This is a genomic window from Streptomyces brevispora (assembly GCF_007829885.1).
Lineage (GTDB): Bacteria > Actinomycetota > Actinomycetes > Streptomycetales > Streptomycetaceae > Streptomyces > Streptomyces brevispora.
In genome coordinates, this window is sequence record NZ_VIWW01000001.1 from 5926810 (window position 1) to 5949497 (window position 22688).

The 22688-nt window shown below is 68.4% G+C and carries 18 protein-coding genes; 8 read left to right on the forward strand and 10 right to left on the reverse strand.

What is annotated here, in order from left to right; translation table 11 throughout:
* Positions 1–168 precede the first annotated feature (168 nt).
* The gene (locus tag FHX80_RS27295; RefSeq protein WP_145766618.1) at positions 169–1281 is read left to right on the forward strand and encodes an EcsC family protein; all 1113 of its coding nucleotides are present in this window, start codon (positions 169–171) and stop codon (positions 1279–1281) included.
* A complete protein-coding gene (locus tag FHX80_RS27300; RefSeq protein ID WP_244318468.1) occupies positions 1244–1528 on the forward strand; it encodes a hypothetical protein in 285 nt (94 codons plus the stop codon). Before FHX80_RS27295 ends, FHX80_RS27300 begins: the two co-directional genes overlap by 38 nt.
* A 13-nt stretch (positions 1529–1541) precedes the next feature.
* Here the strand turns inward: FHX80_RS27300 and FHX80_RS27305 are convergent, their stop codons facing one another.
* Positions 1542–1841 carry an NIPSNAP family protein gene (locus tag FHX80_RS27305; RefSeq protein WP_145766619.1) on the reverse strand — a complete coding sequence of 100 codons (300 nt, stop codon included), beginning with the start codon at positions 1839–1841 and terminating at the stop codon, positions 1542–1544.
* 207 nt (positions 1842–2048) lie between these two features.
* Between FHX80_RS27305 and FHX80_RS27310 the strand changes: the two genes are divergently transcribed.
* Positions 2049–4187, forward strand: coding sequence for an AIPR family protein (locus FHX80_RS27310; protein ID WP_145766620.1), 2139 nt, complete (start codon positions 2049–2051; stop codon positions 4185–4187).
* Positions 4188–4525: 338 nt separating this feature from the next.
* Here FHX80_RS27310 and FHX80_RS36035 read toward each other — a convergent pair whose 3' ends face one another.
* The gene (locus FHX80_RS36035; RefSeq protein WP_244318470.1) at positions 4526–4840 is read right to left on the reverse strand and encodes a hypothetical protein; all 315 of its coding nucleotides are present in this window, start codon (positions 4838–4840) and stop codon (positions 4526–4528) included.
* Between the two features lie 465 nt (positions 4841–5305).
* Between FHX80_RS36035 and FHX80_RS27320 the strand changes: the two genes are divergently transcribed.
* Both FHX80_RS27320 and FHX80_RS27325 read left to right on the forward strand, forming a co-directional pair.
* Positions 5306–6172: a helix-turn-helix domain-containing protein gene (locus FHX80_RS27320; RefSeq protein ID WP_145766621.1), complete on the forward strand. Its 867-nt coding sequence runs from the start codon at positions 5306–5308 to the stop codon at positions 6170–6172.
* Positions 6169–6429, forward strand: a complete 261-nt coding sequence (locus tag FHX80_RS27325; protein ID WP_145766622.1) for a DUF397 domain-containing protein — start codon at positions 6169–6171, stop codon at positions 6427–6429. The genes FHX80_RS27320 and FHX80_RS27325 overlap by 4 nt, the downstream gene beginning before the upstream one ends.
* A gap of 74 nt (positions 6430–6503) precedes the next feature.
* Here the strand turns inward: FHX80_RS27325 and FHX80_RS27330 are convergent, their stop codons facing one another.
* From FHX80_RS27330 to FHX80_RS27345, 4 genes are all read right to left on the reverse strand, one after another.
* Positions 6504–9683 (reverse strand): type I restriction endonuclease subunit R, encoded by a 3180-nt coding sequence (locus FHX80_RS27330; RefSeq protein WP_145766623.1) that lies wholly within the window; start codon positions 9681–9683, stop codon positions 6504–6506.
* Positions 9680–11032, reverse strand: coding sequence for a restriction endonuclease subunit S (locus FHX80_RS27335; RefSeq protein WP_145766624.1), 1353 nt, complete (start codon positions 11030–11032; stop codon positions 9680–9682). The genes FHX80_RS27330 and FHX80_RS27335 overlap by 4 nt, the downstream gene beginning before the upstream one ends.
* The gene (locus FHX80_RS27340; RefSeq protein WP_145766625.1) at positions 11029–13146 is read right to left on the reverse strand and encodes a type I restriction-modification system subunit M; all 2118 of its coding nucleotides are present in this window, start codon (positions 13144–13146) and stop codon (positions 11029–11031) included. Before FHX80_RS27340 ends, FHX80_RS27335 begins: the two co-directional genes overlap by 4 nt.
* An 86-nt stretch (positions 13147–13232) precedes the next feature.
* Positions 13233–15404: an N-6 DNA methylase gene (locus tag FHX80_RS27345; protein WP_244318472.1), complete on the reverse strand. Its 2172-nt coding sequence runs from the start codon at positions 15402–15404 to the stop codon at positions 13233–13235.
* A gap of 165 nt (positions 15405–15569) precedes the next feature.
* Here FHX80_RS27345 and FHX80_RS27350 point away from each other — a divergent pair, with 165 nt between their 5' ends.
* Positions 15570–16796: a DNA sulfur modification protein DndB gene (locus tag FHX80_RS27350; RefSeq protein WP_145766626.1), complete on the forward strand. Its 1227-nt coding sequence runs from the start codon at positions 15570–15572 to the stop codon at positions 16794–16796.
* Between the two features lie 105 nt (positions 16797–16901).
* Positions 16902–17474 (forward strand): Rv1352/Rv1906c domain-containing protein, encoded by a 573-nt coding sequence (locus tag FHX80_RS27355; protein WP_145766627.1) that lies wholly within the window; start codon positions 16902–16904, stop codon positions 17472–17474.
* A gap of 73 nt (positions 17475–17547) precedes the next feature.
* Here FHX80_RS27355 and FHX80_RS27360 read toward each other — a convergent pair whose 3' ends face one another.
* The 4 genes from FHX80_RS27360 to FHX80_RS27375 all read right to left on the reverse strand — a co-directional run bounded on the left by FHX80_RS27360 (position 17548) and on the right by FHX80_RS27375 (position 21714).
* On the reverse strand, positions 17548–18234 hold the full coding sequence (locus FHX80_RS27360; RefSeq protein WP_145766628.1) for a class F sortase: 687 nt from the start codon (positions 18232–18234) through the stop codon (positions 17548–17550).
* 90 nt (positions 18235–18324) lie between these two features.
* Positions 18325–18672: a hypothetical protein gene (locus tag FHX80_RS27365; RefSeq protein WP_145766629.1), complete on the reverse strand. Its 348-nt coding sequence runs from the start codon at positions 18670–18672 to the stop codon at positions 18325–18327.
* A gap of 125 nt (positions 18673–18797) precedes the next feature.
* Positions 18798–20918 (reverse strand): ATP-binding protein, encoded by a 2121-nt coding sequence (locus FHX80_RS27370; RefSeq protein ID WP_208764735.1) that lies wholly within the window; start codon positions 20916–20918, stop codon positions 18798–18800.
* A 67-nt stretch (positions 20919–20985) separates the two neighbouring features.
* Positions 20986–21714: a response regulator transcription factor gene (locus FHX80_RS27375; RefSeq protein WP_244318474.1), complete on the reverse strand. Its 729-nt coding sequence runs from the start codon at positions 21712–21714 to the stop codon at positions 20986–20988.
* Positions 21715–21861: 147 nt separating this feature from the next.
* Here FHX80_RS27375 and FHX80_RS27380 point away from each other — a divergent pair, with 147 nt between their 5' ends.
* Positions 21862–22683: a maleylpyruvate isomerase family mycothiol-dependent enzyme gene (locus tag FHX80_RS27380; protein WP_244318475.1), complete on the forward strand. Its 822-nt coding sequence runs from the start codon at positions 21862–21864 to the stop codon at positions 22681–22683.
* The last annotated feature ends 5 nt before the right edge of the window (positions 22684–22688 follow it).

Genomic DNA, 22688 nt, shown 5'->3' on the forward strand with positions numbered 1-22688 from the left:
CTCTGCCCGGCACGGACGAGGCAGGAGCAGGTGGTGCCGCGTGGGCTGGTGGCGAGGCCGAGCAGCATCCGCGACCCGCGCTCTCCGCAGCACGCAGCCCTGTTGTGTACATGAATCGGTGGCGGGAATCCGGCTCTGCGCAGAGGTCTTGGCCGCTACGATCGCGAAATGGCAGATCCCTCGGAGTACGAGCTCGTGGCATGGCGTGACATCCAGCGGTTCAAGGACCGCGCACTGTCACGCATGATGAAAAACGCCAGCGAGCAAGTGGCTATAGGCACTGCGGCACTTGGCAAGCGTGCCGCGAAGCGTCTGGAGAAACACCCACGGGCCCAGTCGGCGGTTTCACGTGGGCAGGAACTCGTTGCCAAGGGGACTGACAAGGTGGGGGCCAAGGCTCGCGGAGCCGCCGACGCCCTCCCGGACTGGAGCGGCACTGCGTTGCAGTCCATGCGGCAGACGGTGGGACGGGCCTCGCGAGCAGGACTCTCCTCCAAACGGGTGGTGGCGCTCCACAAGAAGCGCGGGCACGACGTTGCGTCGCTGTCCGACCTGCACCGCCTCGACCTCCAGGAGATCGACGCTGTCCGTGGACGAGCGGCGAGCTGGTACTACCCTGCCGTCGCGGCGCTTTCGGGAGCGGGCGCGGGGCTTGTGATCTCCGGAGGACAACTCGTCACCGCCGCGTCCGCCGGCGCGGCGGCAGCGCCTTCGGGAGGCGCAATCGTCGGCGCTTTCGCTGCCGATACCGCAGTCGTCCTCGGACTCGCATCCCGCTGTGTCGGCCAGGTCTCGCTGCTCTACGGCTACGACCCCGAAGAGCCTGCCGAGAAGCTCTTCGTGATGTCTGTCGTCAACGCTGGGACAGCATCCTCGGCCACGGCCAAGACCGCTGCGATGGCCGACATCTCGCGGCTCACCCAAGCACTCGTCCGCGGCAAGACATGGAACGTCCTGAACGATGCAGTAATCACCAAGGTCTCCGTGAAGTTCGCGAAGGCGTTCGGCTTCCGTCTTACCAAGAAGGGACTCGGTAAAGCGGTACCCGCGTTCGGGATACTCGTTGGCGGCACCCTGAACTGGACCACTTTGGAGTCGATTGTTGACGCCGCCGACGTGGCGTACCGGCGGCGGTTCCTCCTTGAGAAGTACCCACATCTCGGCGACGAGGAGGCATCCGGATCGTTTCCTGATGCCGGCCCGGACGTCCCGGACGACGCCGATGTGACGATCAGCTTGCTTGGTGAGCTCGCCGAGGCGGGCGGCCCCGACCTCAGCTGAACCGGTCTGGCACGCCGACACCTTCGAGGAGGCCGCCGTCGTCGGCGTCCACCAGGACAAGGTCTCGTCGGTCGCCTGGTCCCGGGACAGCACCCGCCTGCTCACCGCCTCCTTCGACGGAACGGCTCGCATCTGGTCCGCCGCCCCCGACTACGACCGGCTCGAAGCCCACGCCCGAGGACGCGTCTTCCGGACCCCCGACGAGGACGAACGGCGACAGCATCTGCTGCCACTGGCGGGTGCATAGACGGGCCGCCGACTCAGTACCGCTCTTCCACCGTCCGATCGTCGGTGCTCACGAGGTAGTCGTCCGGGTCGAGGCCCATCGCCTTGCGGGCGGGCGAGGCCCAGTACATCGCGTTGCGCTCCGCGAACGTCTCGGGGCCTTCGTAGGAGGTCATCCAGACGAACTGGTTGCGCTCCCGGTCGACCCAGGCCCCACCGATCGCGAACCCCAACTCCAGTCGCAGCGGCACGATGTCGGCCTTCCACCGCTCCACCCACTCGTCCAGCAGGCCGTCGCGGACGGTGTAGGTGCGGAGCTGGGTGGTCTTGGCCATGGGGGAGGTGCTCCTGGCTCGACTGGTCGGGGTTGCCCATCCCCATGGCGGCGAGGCCTTCCAAGCTGGTGTTCGCGCTGCCGAGAGGGGATGCAGGGAGGCCCAAGCGTAAGGGGCCCTCCCCGGCATTCGGGATGTTATTCGAGCAGTGGAACGGAGTCACTACTATGTGTCAACACAACAGCTGGGCGGTTCCGGGGGTATGACATGGACGACGCAGAACGCAGGAATGCTACGACTCCGATCCGGCGGCACCAGATCCGGACTGCGTTGCTTGAGCAGTATGCCGGTCTCGTCTACGACGACGATCTGAAGGCGTACGACCGGAATGGCTTCGAGCAGCGCTTCCTGTCCCGCGCACTGACGGCTGCGGCGATCCGGGTCGTCACCGGATGCGACCACAAGACGGCCGGCCTGTCGGTCATCGACGGGGAACTCGACCAGGGCATTGACGGCGTGGCGGTGACCGAAGGCACGCAGGAGGTCTGGCTCGCCCAAGCGAAGTGGAGTGACGAGGGAAAGGGCAAGTTCAACACTGACGCGGCTCACAAGTTCATACACGGTCTTCGTCTCATCGAGCAGCGTAGTTACGACCGTTTCAACGACCGCCTCGACCCGATCGTGGCCCGAGTGAACTCCGCCATGCACGACGCCCGGCTGAAGGTCACCCTGGTGATCGCCGTGATGGGCACGGGGGTTCTCAGCGATGAGGTGGTCGCAGTCCTTGAAGACGCCCGGAAGGAGTTCAACGGGCTCGGCCCGGTCCTGGACTACCGTGTGGTCAACGCGGCGCACGTGCTGCGGCAGGTCCAGGAAGACCTCGCTCCCGAGCCGGTGCGTGTCACCGTACGGATGACGAACTGGCTCAAGCGGAACACCCCTCTTGTCGCCTACCAGGGTACCGTTCCAGCCAGCAACATCGCTGAGTGGTACGGGGACCACGAGGACCGCCTGTACTCCCAGAACCTGCGGCAGAACCTGGGCACCACGCGGGTCAACTCCGGCATGCTCGGCACACTCGCGAAGGAGCCGGAGAACTTCTGGCTCTTCAACAACGGTGTGACTGTGCTGTGTGACGGCCTGGAGGAGGACTGGCCTGGACGGCGCAGGCCTGACGAACCGGTGCATCTACGGCTCAGCGGCGTCAGCGTGGTCAACGGAGCGCAGACCGTCAGTGCGGCGCACAGGGCGATGCAGTCGTCCCCTGAGGCAGTCGAGGACGCCGAGGTCACGGTGAAGGTCATCGTTGTCGACGAGAACATGCCGGATTTCGCGCGACGGATCACGGAGACGACCAACACCCAGAACCACGTGGAGCAACGGGATTTCATTGCCTTGGACGAAGTCCAGGCGATGATCCGGGAGGACTTCGCCTTGTCGCTGCAGAAGTCCTATGTGTACAAGCGTGGCGAGTCGGACCCCGCACCGGAGGAAGGGTGCTCGATGGTCCATGCCGCCACGGCCCTGGCCTGTGCACACCACGGCACCGAACTCACCGTGCGCGCCAAGCGGGACACCGATCTGCTCTGGGAGCGAGGAAGCGGCGGCGCGTACCCGCGGCTGTTCGGGGAGCGGCCGAGCGCCTTCCAGATCTGGCGGGCGGTGTTGGTTCACCGAGCTGTCGGAGCGGCTCTCAACGAGGAGCGCAAGAAATTCCAGAAGCGTGCAGCAGATGTCGCCCAGCGTGGCGACCTGCTGATCACGCATCTCGTCTTCCAGCTCATCGAGCAGGACCGGATCGACGATCCCGACTTCGACTGGGACACTGTTCTCGTGGATGTGCCTGAGCTGACCACTCGGGTGCTGTCGTGGGTGATTCACCACATCGACAGTGAATTTGGGCCGACATCGTTCCTGAGTGGCACTCTGACGGACGTGGCTCGTTGCAAGCAGCTCGCGGCCTTGGTGCTCCGTGACGCGAAGCGTGCAGGCGTCATCCCTGATCTGCCGACCGAGTACCGGCCCTCCAGCGTGGTCCAGCGGAAGAGTCGGCGTCCTAACGCGGTACCCACGCTCGTGGATCACCGAACGATCTTGGACGGCGCCCCACTGCGTCTTCGGTTGGGAAACAAGCCTGAGATCAAAGCCGTTGAACCATGGCTTGCCCAAGATCCTCGGCGGAGCGTGGCGACCTGGGTCAACGACCGTTCGAAGTGTCTCCTGTGGGCGGTGGACAACCACGCCTATTCGCCTACGCGTCTGGTTCTGCACATGTACGAACTCGCAGGTTGGGAGGACGCCCCCGTGGCCGTCCAGGGGCCTGCCCGGTGGACCCTCGAGGGAGGAAACCTGACCCTCTCGGACATGGCGCGAGTGTTGTTGGACGAACAGGCCGAGCAGGAGTGAGCAGCGGTCGTCAGGCTGTGGGTGAAGTGCCTGCGGCTGCGTGGGCCGTAAGCGTTGGGCTTGGCACCAGCCGAACGGCTTGTGTGTGGGGGACCGTCGCCGCCGCCTGTGGAGCTGACGCGAACACGTGAGCGCCGCCGCCGGACGGAGTCCTGCCGGGGGCGGCGCGGGGGCGGTGCTGTGGCGCTTGGTGGTTAGTGGAAGTTCAGGGAGGCGGAGCCTGCGGCGGCGGAGAACGAGCCCGGGCAGAGGAAGCTACCGGAGCTCTTTGACGCGGTGAATGCCTGGTTGAGATAGGTGCGGGTGGAGCCGTCGCGGGTCCACCCGACGTTCGTGGCTCAGTAGCGGCAGGAGACGATGCTCTGCTTCACCGTGATGTCGATGAGGTCGGAGGTCGCGGTGCCCGCCACGTCATCGAAGGTGGCCGTCGGGTTGTTGTTGAGGATAGCGCTCGCACCGCTGCTGCAGCCCAGGCCGGCGTTGACGGTGGAACGGTCGATGGTCAGGTCGGCGGGCGGGCCCGCGCTGGCGGTGGCGTCGGTCCAGGTACAGGTGACGCCCGCGGCCGCGATCACGCCGTCGACCCGTTGCGAGGCCTGGGGGCCCAGCGCGCTTGCAGCGGTGGGCCCGCCGGCGATGACCGCGGCGACCATGGCGGTGACACACGAGAGTTTCGGTGTGAGCCTCAGGTCACTCCTTCTTGCCGCGTCCTTGTGGGGATGAGCTGCACAACCTGCCCGCGTACGCGGCGGGGGCGCGGACGGGCGGCTGTCAGGGACCGTCCCATAACAAGGCGAACTGACAGGTGCGCGTCAATCGGTGCGGAATGGTGTCCTCTGGCCCGTAGGTCGGCAGGGCGTGACAGCAACTTCGGCGACATCCCCGGGGAATGCCTAGCGCTGGCCACCTGGCAACCCCTGCCACTGTTCCGCGGCGGCCACTCTTTGGAGGGAACCACTTGCGAACGTGGTGCAGGCGGATCGGTGGGTGATTACGGTGCCCGAGCAGGACGAGTCAAGGCGGGCGCTGCGGTAGAGAGGCACGATCGTGGTTGATGTCGTCCCGAGTTGGGGGCCAGACGTGGGGCGTGTACGGACGTGGGACAGGCGGTGGTGACGATGACGCTGGATGAGGCAGAAGCCGGGGCGGACGAGGCTGCGGAGGCCGGGAAGCGGCCCGAGGGCGAGCCCGGTTCGGGGGTGATGATCGCGTTCGGACGGCAGTTGAAGCTGCTACGTCTGCGGGCGGGGCTGGACCGGACGGAGTTCGGGAAGCGGGTGGGGTACGCGGCGCAGTCGATCGCTTCGTTCGAGCAGGGGCGGCGCATCCCGCAGCCGGCGTTCATCGACAAGGCGGATGTGGTGCTGGATGCCGGGGGGTTGTTGCTGGCGTTGAAGGAGGAGTTGGCTCGGGCGCAGTATCCGGCGTTCTTCCGGGACATGGCGCGGTTGGAGGCGGAGGCAGTCACCCTCCACGTGTACGCGACGCTGGCCGTGCCGGGCTTGCTGCAGACTGAGGATTACGCACGCTCGGTGTTCGCGATGCGGCGGCCGCTCCTGGACGAGGAGACGATCGAGCAGAGGGTGGCGGCTCGGATGGCGCGCCAGGTAATTTTCGCCCGGAAGCCCATGCCGACTCTGAGCTTCGTCATCGAGGAATCGGTGCTGCAAAGGCCGGTTGGCGGCCGGTCAGTACTCCATCGCCAGTTGGAGCAGATCGTCGAACAAGGACAGCGGCGGAATGTGGAAGTCCAGGTAATGCCTACTGACCGGACGGAGCATTGCGGTCTCGCTGGTCCGTTCACCTTGATCGAGAAGCGCGACGGACGGAGGATGGCCTACGTTGAGGTTCAGCGAGACAGCCGTCTGCACACGGACTGGGCTGTGGTGCGGGATGTTGAGGAGCAGCACGGGATCATCCGAGCTCAAGCCCTGACTCCGCTTGAATCGGTGGACGTCGTCATGGGACTTCTGGGAGAGAAATGATCAGCCGGGTGGATTTGCCGACGGCCGTGCCTGAATCGGCCTGGTTCAAGAGCAGCTACAGCAGTGGCGAAGGCGGCGAGTGCGTGGAAGTCGCCTGGCGGAAGAGCAGCTACAGCGGTGCTGAAGGCGGCCAGTGCCTGGAGTTCGCGGCTGCCGCCACCCGCGTGCACGTCCGCGACTCGAAGCAGACCAGCGGTCCCGTGCTGACTGTCGGGCCGGGCGCGTGGATGGGGTTCGTCGGGCTCGTCACGAGCTGAGCCACGCTTACGCGGGAGGGGCCCACCGTACTGCCGAACCGGCATCGCGGTGGGACCCTCCCGTGCGTGTGGGGCTACTCGTCCACGCCCTCGTCCCGGCGGATCATCCGCCATGCCGCCCGGCGGGCGCTGCGGTCGAGGTTGGACCGGAAGCTCTTGTCGGGGCCGAAGTACTGGCGTCCTATGCCGGCCGTCGCCTCGATGTGGTCGGCCATGTTGTCGGCGAAGGCGCGGTCGAAGACCTTGCCGAAGTTCGCCTCGTCGTTGACGACGGCTGCCGCCCGGACCTTGGGGTCGTCCGTCGTCTTGTTGAACGGCTTGCGGACGTCGTCCTCGGTGAACTCCGTTCCGAACTTGGCGTTGAACGCCTCGATCAGCTCTGACAGCAGCGACTTCTCCGCCTCTGCCGCACCGCCCGTGCCGTCGCCGAAGCCTGGGAGCTCGGTCGCTCCCTCGGGCGCGAGGGATACGTTGTACTCGCCGGTCTTCTCCACCCGCAGGTGGCTGAGGTCGATCTCGCCTATGTCGACCCCGCCGTCCGCACGGCGGGGGAGGCGGTTGAGGAGGTAGCGGCCGTAGAGGTGCAGCCGCTCCAGCTCGGGGTCGCGGTAGGGGACGATCTGAGCGAGGAAGCCGTACTTCCGCACGTAGTCGTTGAGGTTCGCGCGGAAGTCCTCGGCCGTTTCCACGTCGTCGTCCTCCTCGCTCTCCAGGAGGGGCGTGAAGCGGGCGACTGCGGGGGAGAGGAGTCGGTACAGCTCGGCGTGCAGCTTCTCCCACTTCGCCTGCGAGCCGGCAGCCTTCTCCTTCGCCGCGAAGTACGCGGCGGCGAACTCGTCCATCTCCGACTCGGAGATAATCGGCGCCGACATGACCCGGCTCTGCGCGGTGTAGAGGAGATTCGGGTCGGAGGGGAGGGTGTTGGCCTCCTCGAAGTACGGGCGGAACGCGCCCTGGATGTCCTCCGCGTCGTTCACGAAGTCCAGGACCGCCAGGTCCGCCTGTGTCTTGCGGTCGGCCGTGCGGTTGAGGCGGGAGAGAGTCTGGACGGCGGAGATGCCGGTCAGCGTCTTGTTGACGTACATGGTCGTCAGCAGCGGCTGGTCGAAGCCGGTCTGGTACTTCTCCGCGACCACCAGGATCTTGTACTCCTGCTGACCTCGTCCCCCCGCGCTGACAGCCTTGTCATCGGCCCGGGTGTACGCGAACGCCTTCGGCAGCGCGCTCTCCGCGATGCCGCCGTTCTCCTTCGACTCGGTCGTCTCGTCCTTGCCGATCGTGAGCGAGCCGGAGAACGCCACCAGGACGCCCAGGTCCGGGTACTTGGTGTCGTACTCGCGGTCCTGGATGTAGCTCTTGATTGCCCGCGCCGTCTCCATGGCGGACTCCCGCGAGGCCGTCACCACCATGGACTTGGCCCGCCCGCCCAACCGGCCGCGGGAGTGCGTCAGGAAGTGCTCGACGATCACCTGGGCATGCTGGGAGACGGTGTACTCGTGGGTGAGCGCGTACCGGGCGAGCAGGGTGTTGGCCTTGGAGGGGTCCACCTCGCGCTCGTCCGGGTTCTCGTTCACCAGCTTCCAGTACGTGTTGTACGTGACGTAGTTCCGCAGCGGGTCGAGGATGAACCCTTCCTCGATCGCCTGCCGCATGGAGTACGTATGGAAGGGGCGGTAGGCCGCCTCGCCGTCCACGGTGTCTTCCGTGCCGAAGAGTTCGAGGGTCTTGGCCTTCGGGGTGGCGGTGAAGGCGAAGTAGGAGAGGTTCGCGGCCTGTGAGCGTTCCGCGGCCTTCTTCTTCAGCTTCTCGTCGAGTGTGACGGCTGTTGCGCCCTGATCCTCCGAGTCGGAGTCCAGGCCGAGGTCGCGAAGGGCCGCGCGTACCGCGGTGGCGGCGTCGCCGGACTGGGAGGAGTGGGCCTCGTCCACGATGATGGCGAAGCTGGTGCCGCTGATCTCGGTCGGATTGCGCTGGATGTAGTCCAGCAGCGCCGGGAACGAGTGCAAGGTGACCGTCACGATCTTGCCCGTGTCACGGGACAGCGCGCGGGCGAGCTGTTCGCTCTTCGAACCGTGCTTCTCGTCCACCTTCACGACCAGGCCCTCGGTCTGCGAGAAGCTGCCGACCGTCTCGCGGAGTTGGGCGTCGAGATTGCGGCGGTCCGTGATGACGATGACCTTGTCGAACACCGGTGAGCCCGGCTTGATCCGGCCGGCCGCCAGGGCATCGGGGTCGAGCGTGCGGGGATCGGTGTCGGCGTGCAGGTCGCTCAGCCGGTGGGCGAGCCAGCCGATGGTGTTCGACTTGCCGGAACCGGCGGAAGCCATGACGAGGTAGTTCTGGCCCACGCCGTGGATGGAGGCGTGGGTCGTCAGCTTCTTGACGACGTCCCACTGGTGGAAGCGCGGGAAGATCGTCGACTTCGTGGTCCCGCCGCCGGGGGTCTTCGTCTTCTGCTGGTGCACGTAACGCTGAAGCAGGTCCAGCCAGTTGTCCCGCGCCCAGACCTGCTCCCACAGGTAGGAGGTGGCGTACGTGCCGTACGCGGTCGGGTCGGGGTTTCCGGCGCCACCGGGCAGGCCGGCGCCGTTGGAGCCGGTGTTGAAGGGCAGGAAGCGGGTGTTCTCGCCCCGGAGTTGAGTGGCGACAAAGACGAGATCAGGGTCGACGGCGAAGTTCGCGATGACACGACGGGTGAAGATCAGCTCGGTGGGGTCGCGGTCGGTGCGGTACTGCTCCTTGGCGTCCTCGACGCCCTGCCGGGTGAGGGGGTTCTTCAACTCGGCGGTGGCGACGGGGATGCCGTTCAGGAACAGCGTCAGGTCGAGCTTGTTGCCCCAGTCGGCCTGTTTGGTGGCGTAGACGAGTTCGCGTACGACGGTGAGGCGGTTGGCACGGTAGCCGTCGAGCACGGAGTCGTCAGCGACGAGATTCGGCTTGAAGTAGGCCACGCGCAGGCGGACGCCCCGGTCCTTGACGCCATTGCGGAGGACTTTGAGCAGACCGTCCTCGCTGATGGCCTTGTCCAGGCGCTGGGCGAAGCCGCGCTGGGCTGCGTTGACGTCGTTGCCGTAGACGGCGACGAGTTCGTCCCACTCGCGGATCTGGCTCTCGCCGAGGAAGGTGAACAGCTCGTTGGTGTCGAGGCCGAGGTCGGCCTGGTAGTCCTCGGGACGCGCCTCGCGCCAGCCGCGCTCGGTCATGGACGCGACGATGGCGTTCCCGAAGGCGGACTCGCTGTGGATGGGGCTCATGATGCCGGGACTCCGTCCGTTACGTTGCGGCCGCTGGCGGTGGACACGTCGAATTGGCCGGTTACGGCGGCGGTGATGAGGGCTTGGCGGCGTTCGACGAGTACGGCGCTCTGGTGCTTCAGGAGTCGACTTGTAGCCTCGATTGCATTGAGTGCATTCTGAGCCTGCTTGGCAAGTTCGCGCTGAGCGGCAACATTTGGGAGGGGGATTGGGAAGCTGAGGATTTTGCTGCTGTTCGTGGAAGCCAGGTTGGTTGTCTTGGTTCCCGTGCTTTCAAAATAGCATCGACCGTGGAGGGTGCTGGTCATGAGGGCCAGGTAATTGCCGTCCAGTCGATCTAGTTCCGGCCGCAACGCAAACACGTGGTTTTGGTGGAGACACTCAGGCAGTTCCCCCTGCCAGACAGTTCCTCGCCCGAGTTTATCCAGGTCGCCGCCTTCCGTCATCAGGACGTCGCCGGGACGGAGTGTGCTTCGGGCGGCGATATCACGCGGAACAGTAATTTCGGTGACTGTGTCAAGAGCCACGCTCCCTGCCTGCACATTGGCAACGCGCAGGTAGGGGCGTGTCAATACATCGCCGGAAAGGTCACGCTTGCCATCGACGGTTAGTCCGTTCTGCAAACGACACACGTAACCGAGGCGGACGAGTGGGCGGTCATCCATCGCCCTAGGCAGCCATGCCCACGGCCAGTGACCCGACGGATTGCTCAGGATTCCGGGCAGCAGAATCTCAGATACGGAGGCGTAGGCCCTCTCTGCCAGACCTACTTCCTGGGCATTCCGACGGCCAACGAGCTGGTCGATGCGGGCGGTCTCGGCGTCGAGGAAATCGGCGATGCGGCGCTGCTCTTCCACAGGGGGAAGTGGAACTCTGAGTTGTTCAATGTCAGGCATGTAGATTGTCTTGTGCGTCGATCCTGTTGCTACGCGCTTAAGATCTGGAGCCATTCCTCGCAACGTATGAAGCAGGTAGCGTGAGTCCAACCTTGGGCCGCAGGTCCAGGTCACGAAGTCCTGGCTCGTGGCCATCTCGTGGCCCATAATCGCAGAAAATCCAACCGACGCTGTACGAGAAAGAATTACAGTGCCGGCAGGGCGAAGAGTGGCTGAGGAGTTAGCCAAACCCAGGGGGCTAATTTTCTCTTTCGTGGCAGTGATAACAGTCGTCTGTCCGCTTCGGATCTGCCAGACATCGGCCAGTGTGATCCATGGCTTAGTGCAGTTCTCCCAGTATTCTGGCTTGCTGCGACTGGGGGTATGTCCAGATCCCAAACGGGCAACCAGACGAATGGGTACTGTCGGCCATCTTGACTCAACGAGCCAGGGGGCGACTCGATCCGAACTCATTCGGTCACCTCGCTCAGCAGCGCCTGAATGTCCGCCTCAAGAGCCTTCAACTCCGCGTCGATCTCCGCCAACGGCCGCGGCGGCTCGTACACGTAGAAGTGCCGTGTGAACGGGATCTCGTACCCCACCTTCGTCTTCGTATGGTCGATCCAAGCATCCGGCACGTGCGGGTGCACCTCCCGCTTCAGGTACTCCTCGACGTCCTCACCCAGCGGCACGTTCTCGTAGTCCCGCAGATCCGCATCCGGCTCCGACTGCCCTCCCTTGAGGACCTGGACCTCCCCCTCCGCGTCCCGCACCCCCACCGCATCCCGAAACGACTTGGCGAACGGCGCCCCGGCCGGCCCCTGCACACCGGCCTCCGCCATCGCGTTCCGAACCGCCACCTGAGCCTCAGACTTGGTCGCCCACTCCCCGCCGAGAAGCGGACTCAACGCATCCCCCAGCACCCGCGCCTCAGCATCGGCCAGCTTCCGGAACTGGGCCTCCTCGTCCTCCGTCAGCTTCCGCCGGGCCTTCGCCTTCGCGGCCAGCTCCGGTTCACGCGGCAGGAACCGCTCCTCCGCCCACTTCTGCACCGGCTTCGACGCGAGCAGGGCGGCCAGGGTCTCCTCCGTCAGCTCGAACCGCAGCTTCAACGGCCGCTCCACCGTGATCCGCTGGTAGCCGAACGCCGTGTTGTCGAAGACCTTCACCTTGGCGTGCAGCGGGTGATCCACGTCCGCCGCCGCGGCCACCGCGTCCCCGTACAGGCGGGTGATGTCGCCGATGTGGTTCGGCCTGCCGTTCTTCCCGTCGCCCAGTTCCTTGCGCTTGTCGCCGAGCGACTTCCGCATCTTCACCCACTGGTCGCGCGCGTCCAGCAACACGACCTTGCCCTTGTGCTGGGCGTCCTTGCGGTTCGTCAGGATCCAGAAGTACGTGGAGATCCCGGTGTTGTAGAAGAGCTGGTCCGGCAGGGCGACGATCGCCTCCAGCCAGTCGTTCTCCAGGATCCAGCGGCGGATCTCCGACTCGCCCGAGCCTGCCGCACCCGTGAACAGCGGCGAGCCGTTGAAGACGATCGCGATGCGCGAACCGCCCTTGCCGTTCACGTCCACCGGCTTCATCTTCGAGATCATGTGCTGGAGGAAGAGCAGCGAGCCGTCGTTGATGCGGGGCAGTCCCGCGCCGAAGCGGCCGGAGTCGCCGAGGTTCGTGTGTTCGTACTCGACCTCGTCCTTGACCTTCTTCCATTCCACGCCGAACGGCGGGTTGGCCAGCAGGTAGTCGAACTTCTCCCGCGCGTGACCGTCGTCCGAGAAGGAGTTGCCGAATGCGATGTTCTCCGGATCCTGCTCCTTGATCATCAGGTCGGACCGGCAGATCGCCCAGGACTCAGGGTTGAGCTCCTGCCCGTACACCTCTACCGTGGCGTCCTCGTTGTACGCCTTGATGTGCTCCTCGGCCGCGCTGAGCATCCCGCCCGTGCCGCAGGCCGGGTCCATGACCGTGCGTACGACGCCCGGAAGGCTGAGCGCGTCGCCGTCCGGGGCGATCAGTAGGTTGACCATGAGCTTGATGACTTCGCGCGGGGTGAAGTGCTCACCCGCGGTCTCATTGGACTGCTCGGAGAAGCGGCGGATCAGCTCCTCGAAGATGTAGCCCATGTTGTGGTTGGGCACGGTCGCCGGGCGCAGGTCCAGGTCGGTGAACCTCCCGATGACCAGGTACAGCAGGTTCGCGCTGTCGAGTTTGCGGATCTGCTGCGCGAAGTCGTACTTCTCCAGCACCTCGCGTGCGTTGTCCGAGAACGCGCCAACGTACACCTGAAGGTTCGCGGCGGCGTTCTCCGGGTCACCGGCGATCGACTTCAGGGTCAGGCTGCTCGTGTTGTAGAAGGAGTGGCCCGATGCCCGGGGCAGGAAGTAGTCCGGGTCGAGTTCCTGCTCCTTGCACCGGACGACCGCTTCCGCGACCGCGTCCCGCGTCGGCTCAAGTACGCACTCCAGGCGGCGCAGCACCGTGAACGGGAGGATCACCTTCCCGTAGTCCGACTGCTTGTAATCGCCGCGCAGAAGGTCGGCGACGGACCAGGCGTGGTTCGCCAGTTCCGTGTGCTTGCTGCTGTTCAAGGGGTTCCCCGGTTCCATGTCGACCCCCGCTCTACCGGAGCGGGTACGGGCAAGTGTGGTGGTTACGTGCAGGGCGTGGTGCTGGTTCAGGCCGATCCGATGCCCGGCTCCTTGTCGTCCGTGGCCGGAGGTGGTGACGGGATCAGGCCGCCGCCGGTGAGGCCGCCCGCCAGCAACCGGGCCGTTTCGTCGGCCAGTTCCGTGGCTCGTGCGGCCTCCGCTCGCAGCGTGTGCACGCGGCGGAACGCCTCGCCGTACCGCCGCTGTTCCTCCAGCGGCAGCAGCGGAACCCGCAGCCGGCCCGGGCTGACGTGCACGATGGTGCTGCCCGTCGACGCGGCGGCGATGTTCTCCGCCGAGCCCAGGAAGCCCGCGAGGAACCACGGGTCGAGGCGGGCCGGGTCGGGGCGGAAGAGGTGGATCTGGGGGCCGAGCAGGGCCCCCTCGTCCGCCGCGTTCGCCACCCGGGCCATCGCACCGCTGCCGCCGGCGATCGCCCGTACGACGACGTCGCCGGACGCGATCAGCGGAGCCGAGTCCGTACGCAGGCTGCCCGGAGCGCCGGAGGGGGCCGTGCCCCGCGCGATGTCCGGGCCGGTGAGTACGGGAAGGGTTGCCGTCGACGCGTCGCCCCCGGACTCCCGTGACTCCGGTGCCGTACGCAACAGCGTGAGCGCACCGCCCCGGGCCAGGTCCGCCGCGGTGGCCGTGCGCCACTCGCGGGGTGAGGGGCCGGCCGCGCTCCAGTCGGTGTAGCGCGCGGCCTCGCCGAGCGACGCGGCGCCGGCGATCAGTCGGAGGCGGACCTCGTCCGTCTCACGGGCCAGGTCCGCCGGGGCGATGTCCGTACGGGAAGCGCGGACATGGCGGGCGGGCGTGAGGTCCACGACGTCGTCCAGGAGCTCGACCACCGGCACCGCGCGCGCTGTCCCCGGTTCGTCCGTGAACGCGTCCGGGGACTCGGTGAACGCCGACCACTGATCCAGGGCGGCCTCGGCGAGCGAGGGCCAGTCCAGGGCGGACCGGGTGCCACGCGCTCCGGTCGCCGTCGCCGCTGAGGCGGCCGTGGCCCGGTCACCGCCGCCCGCTGCCTCCGTCGTGTCGACGAACAGCACCGACTTCCGCTCGGGGCCGGCTGGTTCGGGGCGTTGCAGCACCCAGATCTGGAGCCCCACATGGAGGGGTGCCGCCGCCCCGGGGGGAAGCGCGATGACTGCGCGGACGGCTCCGCTGCGTACCAGGTCCATCCGTACGCGACGGCCCGAGGCGCGGGACGCGGCGGCCGGTGGGAGGACCATCACGGCGTGGCCGCCCGGCACCAGGTGGGCCAGTGCGTGCTGGACCCAGGCCAGTTCGGACTCGGCGCGCGGCGGGACGCCGTACGCCCAGCGCGAGTCGTACGCCAACTCGTCGTGGCCCCAGTCGCGGTCGCCGTACGGCGGGTTGCACAGGACGGCATCAACGGTGAGCTCCGCGAAGGCGTCGCAGCGGAGGCTGTCGCCCACGCGCACCGTGATATCGGCCTCGGGCGCGGCCAGCAACAGGCTCACCGTGGTGCGCTGGGCCTGCACCGGAACGGCGTCCTGGCCGCACAGCACACGGGCCCCCCGCCGGGCCGCCGCCGCGAGCAGCGCCCCGCTTCCGCACGCCGGGTCGAGCACCCGCTCGTACGGGCCCGGAACCAGCTGGGCGATCAGGTCGGCGAGGGGTACGGGGGTGCGGTAGGTGCCGCCGACCGAACTGTCCTCCAACTCGCGCTCCGCCAGTACGGTCAGCGCCGTCTCGCCGGTGCCGTCGCCCTGTACGCAGTGCAGCAGTGCCCGCAGGACGTCGATGTCGGGGCCGGTGAAGCGGACGGCCTCTGCTCCGGGGACCAGGCCGGCGAGATCGGCCGCCGCCCTGTCCGCGTAGGCGATGAGGCCGGTGTCCGACAGGCCGGCCAGCTCGCGGCGCTCCTCGGGTGTGCGCCGGGCGGCGGCCAGCACCAGAGGGAGCAGGCTGCCCGTCAGGCCGGTGGCCCGAGGGTGCAGCCGCAGGGCGGTGCGCAGCTCCTCCGCCGGGTCGGCCGTCGCCGAATGGCCGCGGGCGCCGAGCCATGCCCGTACGTCCACGAGGTCGTACAGCGGGCTGGACTCCGTGCCTCCCGACGGAGTCGGGAAGTCGTCGTGCCTGCGACGCCAGTTGCTGACGGTGGCCCGCGTGACTCCTGCGATACGCGAGATCTCGGCGGCGGTCACCTGGGCTGATGGCTGTGGCATGGCGGGAGTCCTGAACCTCTCGGTAGTGAACAGCTCACAACTTACACCACTCATCAAACTCGTGAACATGATTGACAATGCTTTCACGTTCCTGCTTCTCTGGTGTTGCTTCCGGGTGAAAGTGCCCCGGAGGCGCTCTTCGGACCCGTGGGGGGAAGTATCGCCATGCGCATCACCATGCCGACCGCAGTCATCGAGGGAACCCAGCTCACCGTCATGCCGTTCCGGGCGGACGCGGTGATCGGGACCATGTCCGTACCGACACTCGTCCAGCTCGTCCCGTCGCCCCGCCGCGAGGAGGACACGAAGACGCTGAACGCGGCCTCCGGCGCGGTGCGTCGTCACGCCGAACTGCGAGCGCTGGTACAGCGGGCGCTGAAGTCCACGCAGAAGGGGAAGAACGTCGGCTCGTACGCCGAGTACATCGCCGACGGAGTCAACGGCGAACTCGGCGCCGGCTGGTCCACCCCGCCGATCACCTTCTGGCACGCCGGTCCGCTCGCGGCACTCAGCGACGAACTGCTGCCCGGCACCGGGCTGCGGACCGTGACCATCACACCCGGCACGTCGGTCGTCGCCATCGACGGCGAAACGCAGACGACGGCGTGGCACGAGCTGTACGACGATCCGGAGCGCTTCGGGCTCACGTATGCCGAACTCGCCCAAGTGCGGGTGCCGTTCGAGCTGTACGTCGACCTGAGCGTCGCCGACGCGCGGCAGATCTTCTACGACCGCAACGTGCAGGGCGTCGCCGTCGCGAAGAACCTGGCGATGTCCATGGACCAGAGAGACTTCGCCACCCGCCTCGCCCACCGCGTCGCGGAGGCAGTCAAGATGGACATCGACGGCAGGCTCGTCCCGTTCACCAAGTTCGTCAACGCCAGCAAGCGGCAGGTCGGCAAGGCGGAACCCGAAGTCGTCACCCTGTCCGCGATGCGGGCCCTGGTCATCACGGCGATCTACGGCAAGGGCGGGCTGTCCCGATCGGCGGAGACCGTCCACGAGGACGAGTTGCCGGCGGCGACGACGTCCGAGCAGGTGGAACGGTGCGTCGTGCCGGTGCTGGCCCGCCTGATCGCCGAGCACAGCGCACACTTCCTCTCCCGCAGCGCCCTCACCGCACCGGCCGTGCTGGCCGGCCTCGGCATCGCCGTACACCACACCACTCCGTGGGCCGACCCCTCGAACGCGCTGAGCGCCGACGCGCTGGACCGGCTTCTCGCCGGCATCCGATGGGAGCGCGAGGCCCGCTACTGGGACGGCGTGGCGGCGAAGGCCGGGGTGTCCGGGCGCCTCAACTTCAGCGGCGGCGTGAAGGACTCCGGAGGCCGCGTCGCGGACGCGCTGCTGTACCCGGGCACGGAGGCGGGTCGCCGGATCCGGGGGCAGTGAAGCCGGAGCGGCCTTGGCCGCACCCGCCTGCCCCCGGTTCCGCGCATGCCCGCACGGTCGTGAGCCGATCAACCATCCGCAATCCATCAGCACCTGGAGCACACGATGAGCACTCCCAACTACCAGAACCCCGGCCCGTACCAGGCACCCCACCCCGGCGCTGCGGTCCCGCCCGCGCTTCCGCCCCGGAAGCCCTCCCGGGCCAAGTCGTGGCTCACCCACGGAGCGGCGGCCTTCGTGGCACTGTTCATCGGAGTGGGAATCGGTGCGAGCGGCGGGTCCGGCACCGAGCAGGGTGACGCGAAGGCGAGCGGGTCGGCGAAGCCGGGGCCGACCGTGACGGTAACCGGGGCGGACAAGGCCCGCCCGGCGCCGACCGTCACCAAGACGGTGACGGCGAAGCCCAAGCCCCCGAAGAAGACCCAGGACCCCGGCCCGGCCACCGTCTTCGACGGCGACGGCGAGTACCTGGTGGGCGAGGACATCCAGGCGGGGACGTACAGGACGGCCGGGGCCGACGGCTCGTTCGGCTGCTACTGGGAGCGCGCCAAGAATGCGAGCGGCGAGTTCGACTCCATCATCGCCAACAACAACCTCAAGGGCCCGGGCCGGGTGACGCTCAACAAGGGTGAGTACTTCAAGACGAACCGGTGCCAGGAGTGGAAGCGCACCAGCTGATCGACCACCCCGCCGGCTTCGCGTGCTTGGCCCCTCCGCGGCTGCCGCAGGCGTCCGTACAGGTCGCCCGTCCTCACTTCCTCTCGGCGTACACGATGAGGTTGTCCACGGGGTGCCCAGCGGCGTCGAACGAACCGTCGCAGGTGATCAGCCGCAGCGCACGGGTGTCGGTGGGTCCGTAGACCCGTGCGGTCGGGAAGGCCTTCTTGCTCGCGGTCTCGCGGTCGGTGACCTCGAAGTGGATCTCGGTGCCCCGCTCGTCGCGGACGGCGATGTCCGCACCCTTGGCGATCTTCTTGAGGTCGTGGAAGACGGCCCGGCCGTAGCGGGTGTCGTTGTGGCCGATCAGTACGGCGGGGCCCGGTTGACCGGGTACGGAGCCGCCGGTGTACCAGCCGACCGTCATGCCCTTGTCCGCGGGCGGTACCTCGACCGTGCGGTCGGGGTTGAGCCCGAGGCGCATGACCGCGCTGTTGATCCCGAGGGAGGGGATGGAGACATGGACGGGCGGCGCGCTGGACTTCGCGGACGCGGATCCGGACGCGGATGCCGAAGCGGTTCCGGGGCCGGATGCGGGAGTTCGGGGCGTCGTGGTGGCCGGCTCCGTGCCCCGGGCCGCGGCCGGGGGCGTCGACGGGGAAGCGTCGGAGCAGCCGGTCAGCGCGGTCAGCGCGGTCAGCGTGAGGCAGGCGTACACCGGCAGTGCGGTGCGCCGGAGGAGGTGAGGTGCGCGGGACTTGAAGCGGGGCGTGCGGGACATGAAGAGAGACTCCAGAAGTGGTCGGCCGACGGCAGCGGCGCCGTCCCGGTGCGGGACGGCGCCACTGTCGGCCTGTCGGCTGAGAGGTGGTCAGCCGTCGCGGCGGCCGGTGGAACGGCGGCGCAGGACGACCGTTCCTGCGCCCGCGACCAGGAGGGCCGCCACGGCGGAACCCGTAACGGCGGCGGTGTTGTCACCGGACGTGCCGGCCGGGCGCTCGCCCGCCGCGACTCCGCCGCGCGGCGCCTCTGACGGTACGGCGGACGGTACGACGGAGGGGGCGGTGGAGGGGGCGTCAGAGGGCCTGGCGCTCTGCGTCGGCCGCGCGGGCGAGGGGGTGGGGGAGGAGTCGGCGAAGGCCGAGGTGGCGGGGACACATACCGCGCCGGCCGCGACAGCGGCAAGGACGACGGTACGCAAGGACAAGCGCAGGGACATGGATATGGCTCCGTTCCAGGTCGGCCTCGACGGCACCGCGATGCGGAATCGCACCGCGGCGCGAGGCGTGCCGACAGGCTGTCCCGAAGTTGTGAGGAAGCTGTCAGAGCGCTGTGGTCATCGCATCAGGGCTGCTCGGAGCCGCGACCCGAGCTGTCCAGGTCCCGCGACGCCGAGCGGCCGTCGGCCGAGCGGTCATGGGCCGAGCCGTCCCGGTCCTTGTCCGAGAGGTCGTCGGTTGAGCCGACCGCCGTTGAGCCGACCGCCGTTGAGCCGCCCTCCGTTGAGCCGGCCTCCGTCGAACCGTCTCCGGACGAGCCCTCGGGGTCGGCCGGGAGGCGCAGGGTGAACACCGACCCCTGTCCCGGCACGCTCACCGCCGTGACCGTTCCGTCGTGCGCCTCCGCGAGCTTCCGCACGATCGCCAGGCCCAGCCCGCTGCCTCCCGTACGGCGACTGCGGGACTTCTCGCCGCGCCAGAAGCGGTCGAATACATGGCCGAGGTCCTCGGGCGGAATGCCGCTGCCCGTGTCGGTGACGTCCACCAGCACCGCTCCCCCGGTCTCGGAGCCGTACGGACGCAGGGTGACCTTCCCGCCGGACGGGGTGTGGCGGACCGCGTTCGAGACCAGGTTGCCGACGGCCTGGCGCAGCCGGACCGGATCGGCCGTCAGCCCCGGGAGCGGGCGGTCCGGCGGCGCGGGCCGCACCGTCAGCGCGACCCCGGCCGTCTCGGCGCGGGCCTGGTGTGCGGCGGCGACCTGGCCCAGCAGTTCCTCGATCCGCACCGGCTCGGCGTGCAGTCGCAGCGCACCCGCGTCGGCCTGGGCCAGGTCCTGGAGGTCGTCGATGATGTGCTGCAACTGCACCGCCTCCTCGTGCAGCGAGGCGATGAACGCCGGGTCCGGGTCGGCCACCCCGTCCTGCGCCGCCTCCAGCCAGCCGCGGATATTGCTGAGCGGGGTGCGCAGTTCATGGGCGACATCGCTGACCATGGCCTTGCGCTGGGTCTCCAGCCGTGCGCGGTGGGCGGACATGTCGTTGAAGGTGGCGGCGAGCCGCCCGATCTCGTTGTCCGCGGTGACCAGCACGGGCACGCTGTCCTCGCCGTCCCGCATGCGCTGTGCGGCACCCGTCAGCGCGCGCAACGGGCGTACGAGCCGTGCGCCCACGAGCACCGATGCGCCGACGGTGAGAGCGAGGACGAGAGCCGCCGTGCCCGCGATCCTGGCGGTGTTGGCCGGTGAGAGATCGAAACCGGGCACCGTGGTGCCGCCGGTGTCGCTGATGAACAGCAGCGCGGGCGAGGCGACGTACGAACCGAGCTGTTCACGACGGGCCGTGCCGACACAGGAGGCGATGGCCCGGTCGTCCTCCCCGTTGGCGACGGCCGCCGAGGGGCGGGGGTCCGGTGAGACGCTCTGCATCTCGGTGGGCGCGGAGGTGGGCACCTGACTGGGCACCGGGCTCGGCAGCGCGCTGGGAGCCGCTACCGCCGGCCGGGGCTCCGGCGCCTGCCCCCAGGACAGATCGAGCTGAAGCTGTACGCCGCTGCGGCCCTGGCGCGTCAGACAGGCATCCGCCAGCTGGTTGAGGGACTTCAGCGCCTTCTTCTCGGTCGCCGTGGGACTGTCCAGGGCATCGGTGGTGCAGCTGGAACCCTGGACACGGTCGGGGTCATTGCCCACCACCTGGATCCGAGGGCGCCCGCTCGCGCTCCGGACCACGTCCGACGCGATCCCGGACGCGCTGAGGCAGGCCACGATCCGGTCCGCGATCCCTTGCAACTCCGTACGTTCCGAAGCGGGCAGCCGGAACGGCCCGACCGCCCGCGGATCGACCCGGTCGGCCGGAGCACCGGACGCGCCCGCGTTCTCGGCCGCCAGCGCGGTGTCCACCGACAGAGGGTCGACGATCGCCGAGGCCTGGGCCGGCAACGCGGCCGACGACGCAGGGTCGGCCGAGTCGGCGAGCGGCGCGCGCCGCTCCGTCGTCAGAGCGATCCGCCGGCCGGACTGCTTGGCCAGGTCACGTACGGTCTTCCCGACGCCGTCCCAGGTGGGATGAGCCGCCGCGTAACCGAGCAGGCTGTGGTAGATCCGGGCATCGGCGGTGAGATTCTGCCCCTGTTCCTGCCGGATCGCGCCGGACGTCGTCTGCACGGCGAGCCAGGCGGTGGCAGCCACCGAACACGCCGCCACCAGGGCCGATACGGCCAACAGCCGGGCGAAGAGGCTCTTGCGCAACGGCAGACGCGTCCGCCGCCCGGAGTCCGGGGAGGCGCTGTGCGTCCGGTCGTGCGGACGTCCTCCGCTACGACGACGCACGCGCCGTCGCCGCCTTCGCCGGGTCCGTCAGCTTGTATCCGACGCCGAAGACGGTCAGCAGCCGGGCCGGCCGGCGCGGGGCGGACTCTATCTTCTTGCGCAGGTTCATGACGTGAACATCGACCGTTCGATCGCTGATGTACCGGTCGAAGCCGTGGAGTTCCGCGAGCAGTTGCTGCCGGGAGAAGACCCGGTCGGGCTCGGCCGCGAGCGCGGCAAGGATCCTGAACTCGCCCGGGGTGCATTCCACGGCCTCGCCGCCGACCGACACCACATGCCGGGCCGGATCGATGACGAGCGCACCGACCGTCAGCAGTGAGGCATCGGCCGGATCGGCGCCCGCCGCACGCCGGCTGCGGCGCAGCAGCGTACGCACCCGGGCCATCAGCTCACGCGGACTGTACGGCTTGGTCACGTAGTCGTCCGCACCCAGATCCAGCCCGAGCAGCAGATCGTCCTCGGTCGTGCGGGCCGTCAGCATCAGCACCGGCAACTCCCGGCACTCGGCGCGCAGGACCCGCACCACATCCAGGCCGTCGGCCCGAGGCATCATCACATCGAGGATCAGCAGGTCCGGCTCCCGGTGCCTGACCAGGTCGAGGGCGGCGAGACCGTCGCCGACGAGTGTGACGGAGTGCCCTTCCCGTTCGAGGTATCGGCGGAGGAGTTCGGCCTGCTTCTCGTCGTCTTCAGCGACGATCACGTTTGCGCACACGTGCTCGATCGTAGAGGGGTTCGAACCGGGGGTGCCGAGCTCTTGCCCGCCCTGCCCATGAACTGGTGTTGTATACCCGCAGGTAACCGGTCCGAGCACCGGACAGGCGTACGCGACAGGCACGGCGTTCACGAGGGCGGTAGCAGGGTGGAACAGGCGGCGGGGCGCGACATTCAGGGCAGACTGCCCGAAGGACTGGCCGATGCGATACGGGCGACGGCCGAGGAGATCGCGGCACTGCTGCGCGACGCCCCCGACACCGGCTTGCCGGTCCCCAGGTCGGAGTGGACCGTGGGGGAGGCGGCGGCGCATCTCGCGCAGGCCAACGAGCTGATGGCCGACGTGGCCGCCGGACGCCCGCGCGACTACGGGGACGGCACCCCGCAGGGCCTGGCCGCGGCCAACGAGCGGGCCCTCGCGGCGTTCGGCGAGCGCGCGGGGGCGCCGCTGGCCGCGATGATCGTGGCGCAGGCCGACGCGTTCCTCGACGCGGTGGCCGAGTACCCCGTGGACGAGACGCTGATGACGCCGATGGGCCCGATGAACCGCGCGGTCTTCGGCTCGTACCTCCTGACGCACATGCTGGGCCACGGCTACGACCTGGCGCGGGCACTGAGGCGCCCGCACATGGTCGACCGGCACCGGGCCGGGCTGACCCTGCCCTTCCTCGTCGAGGCCATGCCCCGGGTGACCGACGCCGGGACCACCGCGGGTCTCACCGCCCGCTACACGGTCCGGCTGTGGGGCGGCGGCCGCTTCGGCGTGACGTTCACCGACGGCGAGGTGACGGTGGGCCACCGGCCGCCGGACCGGCCGGACTGCACGATCTCCATCGAGCCGGTCACGTTCCTGCTGATGGCACTGGGCCGCATCGCCCCGGCGGGCGCCATGGCCAGGGGGCGGGTCCTCGCCTGGGGGCGCAAGCCGTGGATCGGGCCGCGCTTCCCGGAGTACTTCAAGGCGCCGTGAGGCCA

What these genes read in the sequence shown, in the direction of transcription:
- FHX80_RS27295 (WP_145766618.1), top strand. Translation starts at nt 169, where the DNA reads ATGGCAGATCCCTCGGAGTACGAGCTCGTGGCATGGCGTGACATCCAG.
- FHX80_RS27305 (WP_145766619.1), bottom strand. Translation starts at nt 1,841, where the DNA reads ATGGCCAAGACCACCCAGCTCCGCACCTACACCGTCCGCGACGGCCTG.
- FHX80_RS27310 (WP_145766620.1), top strand. Translation starts at nt 2,049, where the DNA reads ATGGACGACGCAGAACGCAGGAATGCTACGACTCCGATCCGGCGGCAC.
- FHX80_RS36035 (WP_244318470.1), bottom strand. Translation starts at nt 4,840, where the DNA reads ATGGTCGCCGCGGTCATCGCCGGCGGGCCCACCGCTGCAAGCGCGCTG.
- FHX80_RS27320 (WP_145766621.1), top strand. Translation starts at nt 5,306, where the DNA reads ATGACGCTGGATGAGGCAGAAGCCGGGGCGGACGAGGCTGCGGAGGCC.
- FHX80_RS27325 (WP_145766622.1), top strand. Translation starts at nt 6,169, where the DNA reads ATGATCAGCCGGGTGGATTTGCCGACGGCCGTGCCTGAATCGGCCTGG.
- FHX80_RS27330 (WP_145766623.1), bottom strand. Translation starts at nt 9,683, where the DNA reads ATGAGCCCCATCCACAGCGAGTCCGCCTTCGGGAACGCCATCGTCGCG.
- FHX80_RS27335 (WP_145766624.1), bottom strand. Translation starts at nt 11,032, where the DNA reads ATGAGTTCGGATCGAGTCGCCCCCTGGCTCGTTGAGTCAAGATGGCCG.
- FHX80_RS27345 (WP_244318472.1), bottom strand. Translation starts at nt 15,404, where the DNA reads ATGCCACAGCCATCAGCCCAGGTGACCGCCGCCGAGATCTCGCGTATC.
- FHX80_RS27350 (WP_145766626.1), top strand. Translation starts at nt 15,570, where the DNA reads ATGCGCATCACCATGCCGACCGCAGTCATCGAGGGAACCCAGCTCACC.
- FHX80_RS27355 (WP_145766627.1), top strand. Translation starts at nt 16,902, where the DNA reads ATGAGCACTCCCAACTACCAGAACCCCGGCCCGTACCAGGCACCCCAC.
- FHX80_RS27360 (WP_145766628.1), bottom strand. Translation starts at nt 18,234, where the DNA reads ATGTCCCGCACGCCCCGCTTCAAGTCCCGCGCACCTCACCTCCTCCGG.
- FHX80_RS27365 (WP_145766629.1), bottom strand. Translation starts at nt 18,672, where the DNA reads ATGTCCCTGCGCTTGTCCTTGCGTACCGTCGTCCTTGCCGCTGTCGCG.